Genomic DNA, 15,635 nt, shown 5'->3' with positions numbered 1-15,635 from the left:
TGCCAGGTGCCAACCGTCCCGCTCTGGTGGGTGCCAACCTTGGTTGGCACGCCTGTCAGGCGTACGCGTCCAACAACCCGCGCTGGCGGATCAGCTGCGACGCCGACACCGTGGTGTCGCCCAGTGACGGTTCTCCGTCACCGCCACGACCGCCGCCGCCCGCCGGGCTGCCCGGAGTGCCGTCGCCACTGTGCTGCTGGCCGACATCGGCATGGGCCAGCTGGAAGCCCTGCTCGCCGAGCAGTTCACGCAGGCGCGGCAGGCTGCTTTCCAGCGCCTGGCGTACATCCACATGCGGGCTGCTGAAGCTGGCATGGACCTTGTCACCGTTCATCTGCAGGCGCACGTCCACCGGCCCCAGGTCTTCCGGATTGAGGCGGATGTGGGCATGGCCGATCTTCTGGTCGGCCAGCCAGCCGATGCGCGCGCCGATGGCCTGGTCGAAACCATCATCGCCCAGCACCGGCTTCGGAGTCGGTTCGCCATTGAAGACGGCATTGCTGGCCAGTGCGGCCTTCAGGTCCTGCAGGGCGGCGGGCAGGGGGGACTGCAGCGGTGCCGGAGGTGCGCGGTCGCCGATCTGCAGGCTGTCACCGTCGTCGGCACGATCCAATGCCTTGCCACTCATCACCAGCTCCGGCAACGGCAGGCCACTGGCCTCATCATCGCCGGCAGCGGATGCCGGAGCGCTGGCGGCCGGCGCTGCCGCGCCCTGGCTCGCGTTGGTCGCCACTGCGGCGGCCGCGGGTGCCAGTGCAGCGGAGGGCAGCGCGCCGCCTTCGGCATCGCTGGCCGCTGGCGGCGGCAGCATAGGCGCCGGATCGACGCCGGTGGGCACGGCCAGCATCAGGCCGGCCAATCCGAGTGGCGGCCAGGGCGCGTCGTCCGCGTTGGCCGGGGTGCCCTTGTCGTCGCTGGCTGCCGACGTTGCCGGTACAGCAGGTGTCGATGTGCTGGCGTCCGTGGCGGCTGCTTCGCCGTCGGTCGGCCGCGGTGTCGCCTTGCCCGGGTTGCCGTCGGGTGGTGTTGCAGCGTTGGCCGGTGTTGCCGGATTGCTGGCGTTTGTGGCGGTACCGGGCGTGCCGGTCGAGGCGCTGCCGCCCTGCAGCATCTGGCCGAAATCCTTGCCGGAATCGCTGCGCGAGGCGCGTGCGCTGCCGGCATTGCCACTGCCGCCGGGCGTCGATGCGCTGGCGTTGCTGCTCAACGGGGAGGGCATCACGACCGGCCTCCCTGCTCGCCATCGTCCTGGTCTTCGGTCTGTGCCAGGCGCGCGCGGCGTGCGCCGATGTCATCCATCTCGCGCTGGTCGCGGCGGTCGGTCACCACTTTTTCCTGCGCGCGGTAGCTGGCGGCCAGCTGCTCCAGCACGGCCTTGTCACGGCTGGCCAGGATCAGGCGCGCGCGTTCGGCCTCCACTTTTTCGAGGTTGCCGTTGACGGTCTGCTGCTGCTGTTCCACCGCGCTGTCCAGCCGGTCCAGGAATGCGCGCCGGTTCAACAGCTGCGCCGGGCTGGTCGCGGCCATCTGCGCGTTGGCGTACTCCTCGGCGTAGCGCCGCAGTTCGTCCAGGCGCGACAGATGGGTGTCGAGCACGTTCTGGCGTTCCGCCAGGTCGCGGGCGACCGCGTCCTCGTGTTCCTGGGCCCGCTTCAGCAGGGGGTCGATGCGCTTGGACTGGATCATGTCAGCCTCTCGTTCTCTTGTTCCACCAGGCGCTGCAACGCCGCCTGGCTGTGCGGTAGATCTGCGGCCTTGGCCACATCCTGGCCGAGGAATTCCATGATTTCCGGCCAGCGCTCAAGGGCTTCATCGGTCGCCGCGTCGTTGCCGCGCTGATAGGCGCCGATGGCGATCAGGTCGCGGTTGGCCGAGTAGGCCGAGACCAGCCGTTTCAGCTTGCGGATGCGCAGGCGCCACGGTTCGTCGGCGATTTCCGTGACCACGCGGCTGACCGACGATTCCACATCGATGGCCGGGTACAGGCCGCTGTCGGCCACCCGGCGCGAGAGCAGGATGTGGCCGTCAAGAATCGCGCGCGCTGCATCGGCGATCGGATCCTGCGGATCGTCGCCTTCGGTCAGCACGGTGTAGAAGGCGGTGATCGAACCGCGCCCCTTGGCGCCGTTGCCTGCACGTTCCACCAGTGCCGGCAGCTTGGCAAACACCGAGGGCGGATAGCCGCGCGTGGTGGGCGGCTCGCCCACCGACAGGCCGATCTCGCGCTGCGCCTGCGCGAAGCGGGTCAGCGAATCCATCAGCAGCAGGACGTTCAGGCCCTGGTCGCGGAACCATTCGGCGATGGCCGTGGCACGGTAGGCGCCATGCAGGCGGGCCAGCGGCGGCCGGTCGGCCGGGCTGGCCACTACCACCGCGCGGCGCAGGCCTTCCTCGCCCAGCGTGCTTTCAACGAAATCGCGCACTTCGCGGCCACGCTCACCGATCAGGCCGACCACGATCACGTCGGCGGCGGTGTAGCGGGTCATCATGCCCAGCAACGTCGATTTGCCGACGCCGGAGCCGGCGAACAGGCCCACACGCTGGCCGCGGCCGATCGGCAGCAGCGCGTTGATCGCGCGCACGCCCACGTCCAGCGGCTGGGTGATGGGTTCGCGCGCCAGCGGATTGATCGAAACGCCGGCCATGCCGACGTGGCCTTCAGCGCGGATCGGGCCCTTGCCATCCAGCGGTACGCCATCGCTGTCGATGACACGGCCGAGCAGGCCTTCGCCCACTTCCACGCCGCCACGACGTGCCGAGGGCACCACCCGCGCATTCGGCAGCAGCCCGTGCAGTTCGGCACTGGGCATCAGGTAGGTGCGTTCGCCGGCGAAGCCGACCACTTCGGCATCGACCCAGCCGCCGTCAACCACTTCCACCTTGCAGCTGGCGCCGAGCGGCGCTTCGCAGCCGACCGCTTCCAGGGTCAGGCCGACCGCCCGCCGCAGCACGCCTTCGCGGATCAGCCCGCGACCGTGCGCGGTGTCGACTTTCAGGCCGTCGAGGCGGTTGGCCAGGCGCAGGTTGCGGGCCACGGCCCAGTCGGCCGGCGGCGACGGCTGCGAAGCGGTATTGGTATTCATGCGATGGCTCCGGTCTGGCGGATCACGGCGTCCAGCGCGCCGCGCAGGCGGGCTTCCAGGGTGCCGTCGATGCGTACCGCTTCGGCATGCACGCGCAGGTCGCCACGGCTCAGGCTGGTATCAGGCACCAGGCGCTGCTGCGGCGACAGGGTCAGCAACGGGGCGAGGGCGTTGATGTCATCGGGGTGCAGGCGTACTTCCACCTCGCGGTTGCTGCCGCCGACGGCGTCAATCGCCTCGCCGACCAGCTGCCCCAGCAGCGCCGGATCGGCCTCGTAGGCACGGCCTACCAGCGCACCGGCGATGCGTACTGCCAGTTCGCCGAGGGCGCCGACCACTTCATTTTCCAGGCGTGCCAGCGGCCGGCCGAAGTTGTCGAGGATGCCCTCGATCTGCGCGACCAAGCGGCGCACTTCGGCCTGGCCCTGGCTGAAGCCATCGGCATGGCCCTGGTCGAAACCTTCCTTCTCGGCGCTGTCCTGGATCGCCTGGATCTCCTCCAGGGTCGGCAGCTGCAACGGCGGCTCGGGCTCATGCTCCGGGTCCGGCTCGGTGAGTTCGAAGGCCTCGTCGTGGTCCAGCACCGGTTCGGGCTGGGCCAGCAGGTCCGGGGCAAGCCAGCGCACGACGTTGCTCACAGCATCGCCTCCGCGCTGCCGCCGATGGTGACAGTACCCTCATCGGCCATGCGCTTGACGATGGCGAGGATCTCGCGCTGCGCCACTTCCACGTCGGACAGGCGGACCGGGCCGCGCGCTTCCATGTCTTCCAGCAGGATCTCGGCTGCACGCTGGGACATGTTGCGGGTGATCTTGTCGCGCACCTTGATGTCGGCGCCGCGCAGGGCCAGGCCCAGTCGCTCGCCGCTCACTTCGCGCAGCACCAGCTGCATCTCGCGGTCGTCCAGGTCCACCAGGTCGTCGAACACGAACATCAGGTCCTGGATGCGGCCACTCAGCGGGGCGTCGATGCGCGCGATCTCGCCCAGGATCGCCTGGTCCTGGCCGCTGTCCATGAAGTTGAGGATGTTGGCCGCGCACTGCACGCCGCCGATGTTGGACGACTTCAGGTTCTGGTTGCCGGCGAACTGGCGTTCCATGATCTCGTTGAGTTCGTTCAGCGCATTGGGCGGAATGCCGTCGAGGGTGGCGATGCGCAGCAGCACGTCCACGCGGGTGCGCTCGGGCAGCAGCTTCAGCGCGTCGGCAGCCTGGTCGGTTTCCAGGTGCGCCATCACGATGGCGATGATCTGCGGATGCTCGTTGCGCACCAGGTCGGCCACCGCACGAGGGTCCATCCACTTCAGTGCGTCCAGGCCGGTGGTGTTGCGGCCCAGCAGGATGCGGTCGATCAGGTTGCCGGCCTTCTCGCTGCCCAGCGCCTGCACCAGCATGTTGCGGATGTAGTCGTCCGAGCCCACGCCCAGCGATGTCTTCGAGCCCAGTTCCTGGCTGAACTGGTCCATCACCCGTTCCACCTGTTCGCGGGTGATGTCGGACATGGTGGCCATGGCGATGCCGATCTTCTGCACCTCCTTCGGCTCCATGTGGCGCAGCACTTCGGCCGCGTCCAGTTCACCCAGCGACAGCAGCAGGACGGCGGCGCGCTGCACGCCGGTCAGGGGCGCGACCTCAGTCATTGGCCACCCAGCCCTTGACCACCTGGGCCACGCGCTTGGAGTCGGTCTTCACGGCTTCACGGGCCATCCGCAATCGTTCCTCATAAGAATCCACCGGCAGGGCCAGCGCTTCCGGCCCGCCCAGGCTGACCCGGTCGGCGCCCAGCGCCGGCAGCGGGGTGCCATCGTCATCGACCAGCTGCACGTCCGCGGTGTGCGGTTCCAGCGCCAGTTCTTCGTTCTTGCGGTTCTGCCCGGTGATGCCGCGCAGTGCCGGGCGCAGCACGCCGAACAGCAACGCCATCACCACCAGCGCACCCAGCAGCATGCGGCCGGCATCGTGCACCCACGGCAGTTCCCACCAGGCCGGGCCTTCCACCGGCGTGGTGTCACGCACGAACGGGGCATTCATCACCGACACGGTGTCGCCACGCTCGGCACTGAAACCGACGGCCTGCTTGACCAGTGCCTCGACCCGGGTCAGTTCGGCCGCCGACAGCGGCTGCGGTGCAACCTTGCCGTTGGCGCCGGCGCGCGGCACGTTGTCCACCAGCACCGCCACCGACACGCGCTTGATGCGGCCGGCCGGCTGGCGGGTGTGCTGCAGGGTACGGTCCAGCTCGTAGTTGCGGGTCGCGTTCTTGCTGCTTTCGGTCGGTGCCTGCGCGGTGGCCGGTGCGGCGGCCTGGCCCGGCGGGCTGTTGCTGGTGGCACCCGGTACGCCCTGCGGGCCCGGCGTGCTGCTGGTGTTCTCGCTCATCTGCTCGCTGCGCAGCTTCTGCGGCTCGCCGTTGTACAGCTCGCGCGCTTCCTCGGTCACCGAGAAGTCCATGTCGACACTGACTTCGGGGTTGACCCGGCCGGGGCCGGTCATCGGTTCCAGCAGCTCGCGGATACGCTGGTTGAACGAGGTTTCCTGGCGGCGCACCTGTTCGAACTGGGCGGCGTTGACGGCCGCTTCGCTGTTGGGGTCGCTGACGCTGAGCATGCGACCGCTCTGGTCGACCACGGTCACCCGTTCCGGCGCCAGATCGGGAATGGCTGCAGCAACCATGTGCACGATCGCATCAACCTGGCTGCGTTCCAGCTGCTGGCCGCCACGCAGTTCAAGGGTAACCGAGGCACTGGCCACATCACGCTGGCGGGTGAACGCACTGGGCTTGGGAATGGCCAGGTGCACGCGCGAATCGCGCACCGGGCGCAGCGTGTTGATGGTGCGCGACAGCTCGGTTTCCAGCGCGTGCTGGTAGCGCGCACTTTCCACGAACTGGCTGACACCAAAACCGGGGTCGCGCTCCATCAGCTCGAAGCCGAGCTTGCCGCTGTCGGTCAGGCCCGAGCCCGCCAGTTTCAGGCGGGCATCATGCAGGTTCTTCTCCGGCACGGTGATGCCACCGGTGGCCGGGTCCAGCTGGAACGGAATCTGTGCGGCACGCAGCAGATCGGTCGCTTCAGCGGTGGCCTTCTGGTCCAGGCCGGTGTACAGCGGCACCATGCCCGGCTTCTGCGACCAGAAGAACACGAACAGCCCGGCCGCGACGGCCACGGCGATCATCGCCATCAGTCCGAGCCGACGGGTGATCTGCAGGCTTTGCAGCCGATCGAACCACTGGCCCGCCTTTTCGGCGTTCAGGGATTCCTTGGAGAGCGACAGGGCCATGCGGTTCTATCCTTACAGCGGCATGTTCATCACGTCCTGGTAGGCCTGGACGAGACGGTTGCGGACTTCCACGGTGGCGCGGAAGGCGATCTGGGACTGCTGCGAGGCGACCATCACCTTGGCCAGGTCGGCACCGGGTTCACCCAGTTCGAAGGCCTTGGCCAGCGCGCCGGATTTCTGTTGCGCATCGTTGACGCCGGCGATGGCGCCGCGCAGGGTTTCAGTGAAGCTGGCAGGCTGGACCTGCGGCGCATCCAGCACCGTGCCCGGCAGGGCATTGCTACGCGGCGCTTCGGCCAGCGGGTTGAGCGCGGGCTGTCCCACCTGGGTCTGGTAGGAGCGGATCTGGGAAAGGATCGAAGTGACGGAGTGGGACATCTGCAACGGTTCCAGAAACAGGGATGGGGGTGTCTGCTGGAGCTAGTGCAAGTGCCGTGCCGAAATGGCTGATCGGTTCAGTGAAGTGAGGGGGTGGTGCTTTGCGGGGTTGCACCCCGCGCCCCGCGGTAGTGCCGGCCGCTGGCCGGCAACCTCAACAGCGACAGCCAAAGCGGGTCTCCTGAGGGATGGCGGGGTGGGTCCGGTTGCGGGGGACGCCGTGAACCCGTCAATGGGGGCTTGGCCGCGGCATCCATGCCGCGGACACCCCCGCAACCGGACCCATCCCGCCTTCGACAGGTTCCCGCTGCTGTTGGTGGGTGTCGACCTTGGTCGACACGCTGCTGTTGGTGGGTGCTGACCGTTGGTCGGCACGCTGCTCTTGGTGGGTGTCGACCTTGGTCGACACGCTTGATCCGCGGCATGGGTGGATGGCGCTTGGGATGCGTGACGCGTCATTTCACCGGCGTCGGTTTTTTGGCCTATGGCTGCAGGGTCCAGCGGCCGGAATTCTGGCGCTGGCGTGGGGCGATGGGGCCGTCGTGCTGGGTGTAGATGAAGCGGCCCTGGTGGTCGGTCAGGCAGGTCAGCAGCAGGGTGTAGCGGGCGGGGCCGGCGGGGTGGGCTTCTGTCATCTGGATTTCCGCAATGTGCGGAGCCAGTTGCTGGTAACGGTAGCTGCCGCCGATGCGGAGGTCGGTGCCGAGGATGTGCAGCACGTACTGATTGCTGCCGAAGCTGACCTGCACCATGCGTCCGGCATTCGGATTATCTGGCTGGTACAGCGGATCGCTGAGGTTGGTGAACTGACGCTGGTCGAGTGTGGTGGGCAGCGTGCAGTTGGATGCTGCGGCCAAGGCCGGGCAGAGCAGGGCGGCAAGCAGAGTCAGGCGATGCATGGCGGAACCTCGTTGGGACGTCCTTGCCATGCTCCGCGGTGCGGTTGCGTTGTCTGTAGGAAAACGTGCAAATGCAGCGAAATATTCTCGGTACCGTCGCCCGTCATCCACGCATGGCGTGGATCTACTGAGCAATCCGGCCGCTGCCATGGACCCGTCGGGCCCGCCCGCGCATCAGGCGGACCCCCACAAACACCAACGCCCGGGCAAGCCCAGGCGTTCGTGCCCCCTTCATGCTGGTAACGCGTGTCAGCTGGCCAGTTCGGCCGCTTCGCGTTCGATGCCGTACTTGCGCAGCTTTTCCACCAGGGTGGTGCGGCGCAGGCCGAGCAGCTGGGCGGCGTGGGCAACCACGCCCTGGGTGCGTTCCAGTGCTTCGTTGATCAGGCCCAGTTCGATGTTGGCCATGTGGTTGCGCAGGTCCAGGCCGTCGTCCGGCAACGCGGCCGGCGCTGCGGCGCGGTTGACGGCGATGCCATGCTCGAGCGACGGCTGGTTGCCGCTGCCCGGGGTGTGGAACGAGAAGCTGCGCAGGTCCAGGCGTTCTTCGCTGGCGACCACCGGAGCGGCCGCGATCACAGCGGGTACGGCCAGCGCGGCGTCGCCGCGGTAGCGTGCCGGCAGGTCCTGCACGCGCACCGAGCCACCCGGGTGCAGCACGGCCAGGCGCTCGACCAGGTTGGTCAGTTCGCGCACGTTGCCCGGCCACTCGTAGCCGGCCAGCGCCTGCAGCGCTTCCGGGGTGAAGCGCACTTCGCCGCGGCCGGTGCGGGCCAGCTGGGTGGCGATGGTTTCCACCAGCGCCGGCAGGTCTTCGCGACGCTCGCGCAGGGCCGGCACATCGATCGGGAACACGTTGAGGCGATAGAACAGGTCCTCGCGGAACTTGCCATCGGCAATGCGGCTTTCCAGGTCGCGATGGGTTGCGGCGATCACCCGCACGTTGCAGCGGATGGTCTGGTTGCCGCCGACGCGCTCGAAGCTGCGCTCCTGCAGCACGCGCAGCAGCTTGACCTGCATCGGCAGGCTCATGTCGCCGATCTCATCGAGCAGCAGGGTGCCGCCCTCGGCCATTTCGAAACGGCCTTTGCGCGCGGTCAGCGCGCCGGTGAAGGCGCCCTTTTCGTGGCCGAACAGCTCGCTTTCCAGCAGTTCGGCCGGAATCGCGCCGCAGTTGATCGCCACGAACGGGCCATCGCGGCGCGGCGAGCGCTGGTGGATGCTGCGCGAGACCACTTCCTTGCCGGTGCCCGATTCGCCCAGCACCAGCACGGTGGTGTCGAACGCGGCGACCTGCTCGATCATCGTGCGCAGTGCGCTGACCGCCGGACCGTTGCCGGTCGGGCCCTGGTCCTGCACGGCACCGGCCTGGTGTTCGGCATCCAGGCGCTTGAGGCTGGCGCGGCGCAGCAGGGCTTCCATCTGTGCGTGACGCAGCGGTGCTTCCAGCGGCCAGATGTTGGCTTCGTGCAGGCCATGCCGCTGCGCGAACGCAGTCGCGTCACCGTCGGCCAGCAGCACCGGCGGCGGCAGGCTGCTGCCCCCCAGCCAGGCGTACAGTGCGGTGCTGGCGGCACTGTCGTCCAGGCTGCCGACGATCACCGCCATCCAGTCGTTCTGGCGCTGGCGCGTCAGGTCGAAATCGGCCGCGTCGGAAACCCAGCGCGGGTTGAAGTCCATGAATTCCAGCAGGGCCACGGTGCGCTCGGCACGCACCGCGTCGTTGTCCAGTACCAGGATGCGCGATTCGCTCACGACCGTTCCTCCCTGAGGCCTTCCAGGATCGGCATGACTTCCTGGATGTAGGACAGCTTGCTGACGAAGTTGTCGGCGCCGGCGCGCAGTGCGTGCTCGCGATGCTCGACGTCATCGAAGTGGCTGGCGATCACGATGTACGGGGCATCATCCTGCGACTTGATCAGGCGGGTGGCCTGCAGGCCGCCCATTTCCGGCATCGCCAGGTCCATCAGCACCACCTGCGGGCGCAGGCTTTCCGAGCGTTCGATCGCTTCCAGGCCGTTGCCGGCGCTGCCGACGATCTGCAGCCAGTCGATCTTGCGGAAGTGGCGCATGGCCGCGTTGATGAAGCCCTCGTGGTCATCGACCAGCAGAACTGTGAGCTTGTTCATGTCCAACATCCTTTTCAGCCCACCCGGGCCAGCTGCGGTTGCCTGGCGTTGACCCGGCGCCGTTCGCGGGCCGGGGCGATATCCAGTTGTTCGCGGTATTTTGCGACGGTTCGACGGGCAATGTTCACCCCTTGGCGGGACAGCAGGCCAGCGATGGCCTCGTCCGCCAGCGGGCGTCCGGCCGGTTCGGCGTCGATCAGGCGGCGGACCATGGCCTTGACCGCTTGGCCGGACACGCTGGCCCCTTCCAGGCGCACGGCGAAGAAGTGCTTGAGTTCGAAGGTGCCGCGCGGGGTCTGCAGGTACTTGCCGGTGGTGATGCGCGAAACGGTGGATTCGTGCATGCCGATTTCTTCGGCCACTTCCTTCAGGGTCAGCGGTGCCATGGCTTCCTCGCCACGCACCAGGAAGGCTGCCTGGCGCTCGACGATCACCCGCGCGGTGCGCAGCAGGGTGTCGTAACGCATCGACAGGCCGCGGCTGAACCAGCGTGCCTCCTGCAGCATCTCGCGCAGGGCCGGCGCAGCCTCACCGCTGTCAGCCAGAGCCTGTTCGTACTGGCTGTTGATCGACACCCGGCGGCTGGTGGCCGGGTTCAGCGCCACCTTCCATTGTTCGTCGGCGTGCCAGGCGACCACGTCCGGCACCACCACTGCATTGCGCTCGGGCAGCAGGCTGTCGCCCGGGCGCGGCTGCAGCGACAGGATCAGGCGGACGGCTTCGCGCACGTCCTCGATCTCGGCATCGTGCTGGCGGGCGAGGGCGGGGTAGTCGTGCGCGGCCAAGGCATCGAGCGCGCCCTGCAGGATGCGCGCAGCCAGATGCCGGGCCGGCACCACGCCGTGCAGGCTGCACAGCTGGGCCAGCAGCGATTCGCGCAGGTCCTGCGCGGCCATGCCGGCCGGCTCGCCCTGCAGCAGGTGCTGGCGGACAGCTTCAACGCCGTCGGCATCGATGTCGAACTGCGCGCTGGCCAGCAGCTGCAGCTGCGCCAGCGGTGCCTGCAGGTAGCCGGCATCGTCGCAGTGTTCCAGCCAGAAGGCGGCCACGGCCAGTTCGTGCTCGTCCAGGTCCAGCGCCAGGCGCTGCAGCACGCGCAGCTGCGGGTCGCTCGACTCGCCAGCGGCGATGCGCGCCATGCGGTCGTCGTCGCCGTCCTGCCAGTTGGCGCCGGACACCTCCCACATCGAGGATTCGGGCAGTTCGTCGAACGCGGCCGTATCCAGCGTGGTGGTGGCCGGATCGGTAGCTTCGGCGGCGGGCGCTTCGGCGTCTTCGATTTCCAGCAGCGGATTGGAGTCCAGCAGGCGCTGGATTTCCTGTTCCAGGTGCAGGCCGTCGAGCTGCAGCAGCCGGATCGACTGCAGCAACTGCGGGGTGAGGTGAAGTTGTTGGCCCAGCTGGGTCGAGAGTGAAGCCTTCATCGTGGTTCCCCGGCGCCGCTCCCCGACGCCTTGTGGAACACATCTTGCTTTTGATCCGGCAAGGGCGGAATCGGGGGGTTCCTGAAGGTGTTGGTGGTGTTCCCGACACCGTGTAGGGAAAGCCCCTACACAAGCGCGGGATTTTGACGATCATGCGCGCCAAGTCATTGATTCATGGTCAGCGGCCACGGCGGCAGGTCGTGCGTGCTGTACGGAATCCCGTCGGGATGCGTGTGGGTGACGGTATTTCGGCGCCAGCCCTGCCAGTGGCGCTGCGGCGTTAGCGCCGACGCGGGGACGTCATTCCAGTTCGTGCTGGTGGCGCGCGGCCAGCAGCAGCAGATCATTGGCGCGACGGCAACCCAGCGATTCCATCATGCGTGCGCGATGGGTCTCCACCGTCTTGACGCTGATGCCAAGATCGGCGGCGATTTCCTTGTTGCTCTCGCCCTTGCCGATGCGGCGAAGGATCTCGCGCTGGCGCGGCGACAGTGCGGCAATGCCGGTCGGTTTTTCGCGACCGAGCATCGGCGCCAGCATCTTGGCCGAGATCTGCGGGCTCAGGAATACCTGGCCGGCATGCGCGGCACGCAGCGCCAGTTCCAGCTCCTGCGGTGCGGCATCCTTGACCACGAAACCGACGGCACCCCGATCCAGAGCGTCGCGCACGTGGGCGGCGTCGTCGTGCATGGTCATCATCACGATGCGCGTACCGGGTGCGCGCAGGCGGATGTCGCTCAGCGCTTCCAGGCCGGTGCGGCCGGGCAGCGACAGGTCCATCAACACCACGTCCGGTGCGTGCTGCAGGGCCATCTGCAGTGCCTGTTCGGCATTGCTGGCCTCGGCGACGAGCTGCACGTCGGCAAACCCCTGCAGCAGCCGCGCCAGGCCGGCGCGAACCAGGGTGTGATCGTCGACGATGAGAACTCGCACAGGCACGCTGGAGGTTGGGGAGGGGGGTCCACCTTAACTTAGCTGAACGGGCACGCCAAGGGCTGTCCGTCCGCCTGCATGGTGGCAGATTTCAGCGTGCGCGGCGGGCCTCGGCCACCTGCCGGCGGTGCAGCCGGAACAGATGCCGTTCCATCGCCATTTCCAGGCCATCGCCGAGGCGATGGAAGCGCAGCCACAGATAGTGACCACCACCGCCATCGGCCGCTTCGGCGATGACTTCCACCGGCAGGTCGATATGGTCGGGCAGCCAGTCGCTGGGTTGCAGGCGGACAACGCCGGCCTGGCCGGGCGTGCTGCCGCTGCGTGGGCCCAGCTGCAGGCGGATGCCACGGCGCGACCAGCGCACCGGGCGAAGCGTTGGTTCCTGGCCCTGCTGGCGGATCAGGCGGCCGAGCAGGACCATGGTCAGGTCCACCTTGGCTTCCAGGCGCTGCAGCTGCAAGCTGGCTTCGCTGCGTTCCTCGTGTTCGTCGATGCGGCTGTCTTCGACCAGTGCCAAGCTGCGCAGCAGGCCTTCGGCACTGCTGGTCCGGCCCACTGCACTGCCGGCCTGGAACTCGGCGGGCAGGGCCAGTTCACAGCTGAGCGTTTCGTCGAACAGCTCGCTTTCAGCCGGGTGGTGCAGGGACGTGGTCGGCAGCACGGTCATGCCAGCGATTCTGCCTGCAGGTAGGCATGCGCGGCGCGAAGGGAGCGGCGGCCGTCCTGCATCTGCACGGAGACTGCGTCGCGACGCTGGCGCAGCAGGCCGAGCAGGCTCTGCTGGCGCTCCAGCAGGGCCGACAGCGGCGCGTGGTCGGCGCTGCCCAGCGGCTGGCTCAGCAGTGCGTGCAGGGTGCTGTCATGGCCATCGAGCAGGCTGTCGGCCTGTTCGAAGGCCTCTTCGTCGAGGGCCTTCTCGAAGGCATCCAGCTGCGCGTTGAGTTCAAGCAGGCTCATGGCGCCATCGCCGCGGGACGGCGCTGTTCGTGCGGAATGGCATTCCAGGCACCGTCGATCTCGCCCAGCAGCTGCAGCGATTCGTCCAGCGCGGCGCGGTCGTTGTGCAGGTTGGCTTCGGTCAGGCGCTGCAGCAGGTAGTCGTACAGCGCCGACAGGTTGCCGGCGATTTCGCCGCCGGCTTCATGGTCCAGCGAGCCGTTGAGGTGGGCGACGATCGCGCATGCTTCGCCGATCGCCTTGCCCTTGCCGGCCTGGTCGCCCTGGTCGAGGGTGGCCTGTGCACGGCGCACGCGCTCCAGCGCTCCAGACAGCAGCAGCGCCACCAGTTTGTGCGGATCGGCATCGGCGACCGCACTGGTCACACCCACCTGGCGGTATTGCTCGGCGTACTGACGGCTGGAACCGTACATTCGTGATTCTCCCTTGCGCGGGGTGCCGGGGTGCGGTCGAAGGGACCGTTGACGCCGGCACTGCGATGATTGCTGTTGCGTCCGTTATCGGTGCGTACGGCGCCAAACTTGAGCGCCGTGCGTGTTTCCTCAGCGGTTCAACTGGGCCAGCTGCTGCTGCAGGGCGGTGTTGCTCTGCTGCAGCTTGCCCATCAGGCTGTCCAATGCCACGAACTGCTTCTTGTAACGGGCCTCGACACCGACCATGCGCGCGTCCAGGTCCTTGCGGCGCTTGTCGATGTTGTCCAGCGTGGTGTTCAGCCCCTTGGTGCGGGCGACGAAGGCGCCTTCCTTGCCAACCGTGGTGCTGACGTAGCCGTCCACCAGTGAATACAGCCGGCCGGCACCGCCGGTATCGCCGGTGACCGCCTGGCGGATCTTCTCCGGCTGCGCGGCGAGGGCTGCGGCGAACTTGGTGCTGTCCAGCACCAGGGTGCCATCGGCATTGGGATAGCCGCGGGTCTGCAGGCCCAGTGCCTTGGCATCCAGCTGGTCGCCTGCCAGGTCCTTGAGCACACCGGACATCGTCGAACGCAGCTGGGCGATCGCACCCCGCATCTGCGCATCGCCGGTCAGCGCGGCGGCTTCCTTGGTCTTCGGGTCGTACTTGGTTTCGGTGTTGATCGCCGCGACGGCCGCGTTGTAGGCGGTGACGAACTCCTGCATCACCTTGGTTGCGGCCGTGGTGTCGGTGCTGATGACGACCGTGCTCAGGCCCGGCACCTTCAGGTTCAGGGTCAGGCCTGGCACCGCGTCGGTCACGGTGTTGCTGGCACTCACCACTTCCACGCCGTCAATGGTCAGCAGCGCATCCTTGGCGGGGCTGTTTTCCTTCAGGCTGCCGACCAGCGCGCCCAGCTTGGGATCGCTGCCGGCGTATTCCAGCTTGATCGCGCTGGCCGCGCCGGTCTTTTCCTGGGCGATGGACAGGTACTGGTTGTCGCCGGAGCTGATCAGCGTGGCCTGCACGCCTTCCTTGCGGCCGGCGGCGTCGATCTTGTTGCGGACGGTGGTAAGCGTGTCGCCTTCCTCCACCTGCACGTTCATCGTCTTGGCCTTGTCACCCACGCCGACGGTAAGCGTCAAGGTTCCGGCACCGAAGGTATCGGTCTTGGGAACCGACGTGTCGGCAATCAGCTTGTGCGCCGACGCCAGGTTCTTCACCTCGACCTTGTGGGTACCGTTGGCTGCGGCCGCCTTGCTGGTACCGAGGTCGTACAGCGCCACCGATGCCGTCAGCACATCCTCAGTATTGCCTGGCTGTGCTTTGCCGGAGGCGGTTACCGTGCGGGTGTCGAAGGCGGTGGTGGCCTTCAATGCGGTCAGGGCGGTCTTCAGCTTGTCGAAGGCCGAGGTGACCGTGCCGAGCGACGACAGCTGCATCTTGGTCTTGGACTGCTGCAGGTTCAGCGCATTGTCGGCCGGCTTGCGGTCCGCTGCGACCAGCTGGTTGACGATGCTGGAGATGTCCAGCCCTGAGCCAATGCCACCGTATCCAAAGTCTGCCACGTCGTTTCTCCTGGTATACGGGCCTGGCCGTCGTACGGCGGCCCGTCGTCAACGAAAATAGCGGCCTGTGCCGCTGGGTCTTGAGGACTTCGTTGATGCACGCGCCGTGCCACTGGCTGGTGGGGCGGTTCTGGCACGCCGGTTGCAGGAGGTCTGGGGCAGGGTGCGGGTGGGTTCACCGCGGGCTGCCGGGGGTCTGTAAAAAACCCTCCCCCAATGCAGGGGAGGGATCAGGCTACTGACAATCGGGGGGAGACGAAGCCGCCCGGTACGTACAGTCAAAATGCACAACGCTGAAAGAGAGGTCCGCAGGGGCGGGCGATGCCAAGCCGGTTCGGGAAGCTTCCCGGGCCGGGCATGGCCGGCACCTGAGTACGCCGTGGCTGTCGGGTTGCCGCTACCGTCGGTTCAACCCGACGGTAGCGGCGCCTTCTTGCCGTGGATCAGCGCAGCAGGCTGAGCACGCCCTGCGGCACCTGGTTGGCCTGGGCCAGCATGGCCGTACCGGCCTGCTGCAGGATCTGGGTGCGGGTCAGCTCAGCGGTTTCCTTGGCGAAGTCGGTGTCCTTGATGCGGCTGCGCGACGCCGA

At 67.7% G+C, this 15,635-nt stretch carries 17 protein-coding genes; all 17 read right to left on the bottom strand.

The window, feature by feature from the left end:
* Positions 1-55: 55 nt before the first annotated feature.
* Complete coding sequence (locus AC1DCU_RS20730; RefSeq protein ID WP_442252358.1) at positions 56-1,219, bottom strand: flagellar hook-length control protein FliK; 1,164 nt, start codon at positions 1,217-1,219, stop codon at positions 56-58.
* Positions 1,219-1,686, bottom strand: coding sequence for a flagellar export protein FliJ (fliJ, locus tag AC1DCU_RS20725; RefSeq protein ID WP_025878992.1), 468 nt, complete (start codon positions 1,684-1,686; stop codon positions 1,219-1,221). The genes AC1DCU_RS20730 and fliJ overlap by 1 nt, the downstream gene beginning before the upstream one ends.
* Entirely contained in the window at positions 1,683-3,083 is a 1,401-nt protein-coding gene (locus tag AC1DCU_RS20720; RefSeq protein WP_025878993.1) for a FliI/YscN family ATPase, read from the bottom strand. The genes fliJ and AC1DCU_RS20720 overlap by 4 nt, the downstream gene beginning before the upstream one ends.
* The gene (locus AC1DCU_RS20715) at positions 3,080-3,721 is read right to left on the bottom strand and encodes a FliH/SctL family protein (protein WP_032974835.1); all 642 of its coding nucleotides are present in this window, start codon (positions 3,719-3,721) and stop codon (positions 3,080-3,082) included. Before AC1DCU_RS20715 ends, AC1DCU_RS20720 begins: the two co-directional genes overlap by 4 nt.
* Positions 3,718-4,704, bottom strand: coding sequence for a flagellar motor switch protein FliG (gene fliG / locus AC1DCU_RS20710; RefSeq protein WP_025878995.1), 987 nt, complete (start codon positions 4,702-4,704; stop codon positions 3,718-3,720). Before fliG ends, AC1DCU_RS20715 begins: the two co-directional genes overlap by 4 nt.
* Positions 4,705-4,714: 10 nt before the next feature.
* Positions 4,715-6,361 carry a flagellar basal-body MS-ring/collar protein FliF gene (gene fliF / locus AC1DCU_RS20705; RefSeq protein WP_025878996.1) on the bottom strand — a complete coding sequence of 549 codons (1,647 nt, stop codon included), beginning with the start codon at positions 6,359-6,361 and terminating at the stop codon, positions 4,715-4,717.
* Positions 6,362-6,373: 12 nt separating this feature from the next.
* The gene (gene fliE, locus AC1DCU_RS20700) at positions 6,374-6,739 is read right to left on the bottom strand and encodes a flagellar hook-basal body complex protein FliE (RefSeq protein ID WP_025878997.1); all 366 of its coding nucleotides are present in this window, start codon (positions 6,737-6,739) and stop codon (positions 6,374-6,376) included.
* Positions 6,740-7,221: 482 nt separating this feature from the next.
* Complete coding sequence (locus AC1DCU_RS20695; protein WP_080148827.1) at positions 7,222-7,638, bottom strand: hypothetical protein; 417 nt, start codon at positions 7,636-7,638, stop codon at positions 7,222-7,224.
* Positions 7,639-7,887: 249 nt separating this feature from the next.
* On the bottom strand, positions 7,888-9,393 hold the full coding sequence (locus tag AC1DCU_RS20690; RefSeq protein WP_442252356.1) for a sigma-54 dependent transcriptional regulator: 1,506 nt from the start codon (positions 9,391-9,393) through the stop codon (positions 7,888-7,890).
* The gene (locus tag AC1DCU_RS20685) at positions 9,390-9,767 is read right to left on the bottom strand and encodes a response regulator (protein WP_025879000.1); all 378 of its coding nucleotides are present in this window, start codon (positions 9,765-9,767) and stop codon (positions 9,390-9,392) included. Before AC1DCU_RS20685 ends, AC1DCU_RS20690 begins: the two co-directional genes overlap by 4 nt.
* Positions 9,768-9,781: 14 nt before the next feature.
* Entirely contained in the window at positions 9,782-11,191 is a 1,410-nt protein-coding gene (gene rpoN / locus AC1DCU_RS20680) for an RNA polymerase factor sigma-54 (RefSeq protein WP_025879001.1), read from the bottom strand.
* Between the two features lie 300 nt (positions 11,192-11,491).
* Positions 11,492-12,124, bottom strand: coding sequence for a response regulator (locus AC1DCU_RS20675; protein WP_025879002.1), 633 nt, complete (start codon positions 12,122-12,124; stop codon positions 11,492-11,494).
* Between the two features lie 91 nt (positions 12,125-12,215).
* On the bottom strand, positions 12,216-12,794 hold the full coding sequence (locus AC1DCU_RS20670) for a PilZ domain-containing protein (protein ID WP_025879003.1): 579 nt from the start codon (positions 12,792-12,794) through the stop codon (positions 12,216-12,218).
* Positions 12,791-13,084: a hypothetical protein gene (locus tag AC1DCU_RS20665; RefSeq protein WP_025879004.1), complete on the bottom strand. Its 294-nt coding sequence runs from the start codon at positions 13,082-13,084 to the stop codon at positions 12,791-12,793. The genes AC1DCU_RS20670 and AC1DCU_RS20665 overlap by 4 nt, the downstream gene beginning before the upstream one ends.
* Positions 13,081-13,497, bottom strand: coding sequence for a flagellar export chaperone FliS (gene fliS / locus AC1DCU_RS20660; RefSeq protein WP_442252400.1), 417 nt, complete (start codon positions 13,495-13,497; stop codon positions 13,081-13,083). The genes AC1DCU_RS20665 and fliS overlap by 4 nt, the downstream gene beginning before the upstream one ends.
* Before the next feature lie 129 nt (positions 13,498-13,626).
* Positions 13,627-15,045: a flagellar filament capping protein FliD gene (gene fliD, locus AC1DCU_RS20655; protein ID WP_025879006.1), complete on the bottom strand. Its 1,419-nt coding sequence runs from the start codon at positions 15,043-15,045 to the stop codon at positions 13,627-13,629.
* Positions 15,046-15,488: 443 nt separating this feature from the next.
* The coding region (locus AC1DCU_RS20650) for a flagellin (RefSeq protein WP_442252401.1) at positions 15,489-15,635 on the bottom strand (147 nt) is incomplete at its 5' end.

This window comes from Stenotrophomonas sp. 10L48 (assembly GCF_056395105.1).
Note: the sequence above shows the minus strand (reverse complement) of the source record. Positions and strands in the feature narration are given on the sequence as shown.

Bases quoted from the DNA above. Each gene is read 5' to 3' on its own strand.
- AC1DCU_RS20685 (WP_025879000.1), bottom strand. From the start codon at position 9,767: ATGAACAAGCTCACAGTTCTGCTGGTCGATGACCACGAGGGCTTCATC.
- AC1DCU_RS20730 (WP_442252358.1), bottom strand. From the start codon at position 1,219: ATGCCCTCCCCGTTGAGCAGCAACGCCAGCGCATCGACGCCCGGCGGC.
- AC1DCU_RS20670 (WP_025879003.1), bottom strand. From the start codon at position 12,794: ATGACCGTGCTGCCGACCACGTCCCTGCACCACCCGGCTGAAAGCGAG.
- rpoN (WP_025879001.1), bottom strand. From the start codon at position 11,191: ATGAAGGCTTCACTCTCGACCCAGCTGGGCCAACAACTTCACCTCACC.
- fliF (WP_025878996.1), bottom strand. From the start codon at position 6,361: ATGGCCCTGTCGCTCTCCAAGGAATCCCTGAACGCCGAAAAGGCGGGC.
- fliJ (WP_025878992.1), bottom strand. From the start codon at position 1,686: ATGATCCAGTCCAAGCGCATCGACCCCCTGCTGAAGCGGGCCCAGGAA.
- fliE (WP_025878997.1), bottom strand. From the start codon at position 6,739: ATGTCCCACTCCGTCACTTCGATCCTTTCCCAGATCCGCTCCTACCAG.
- AC1DCU_RS20665 (WP_025879004.1), bottom strand. From the start codon at position 13,084: ATGAGCCTGCTTGAACTCAACGCGCAGCTGGATGCCTTCGAGAAGGCC.
- AC1DCU_RS20720 (WP_025878993.1), bottom strand. From the start codon at position 3,083: ATGAATACCAATACCGCTTCGCAGCCGTCGCCGCCGGCCGACTGGGCC.
- AC1DCU_RS20695 (WP_080148827.1), bottom strand. From the start codon at position 7,638: ATGCATCGCCTGACTCTGCTTGCCGCCCTGCTCTGCCCGGCCTTGGCC.
- fliS (WP_442252400.1), bottom strand. From the start codon at position 13,497: ATGTACGGTTCCAGCCGTCAGTACGCCGAGCAATACCGCCAGGTGGGT.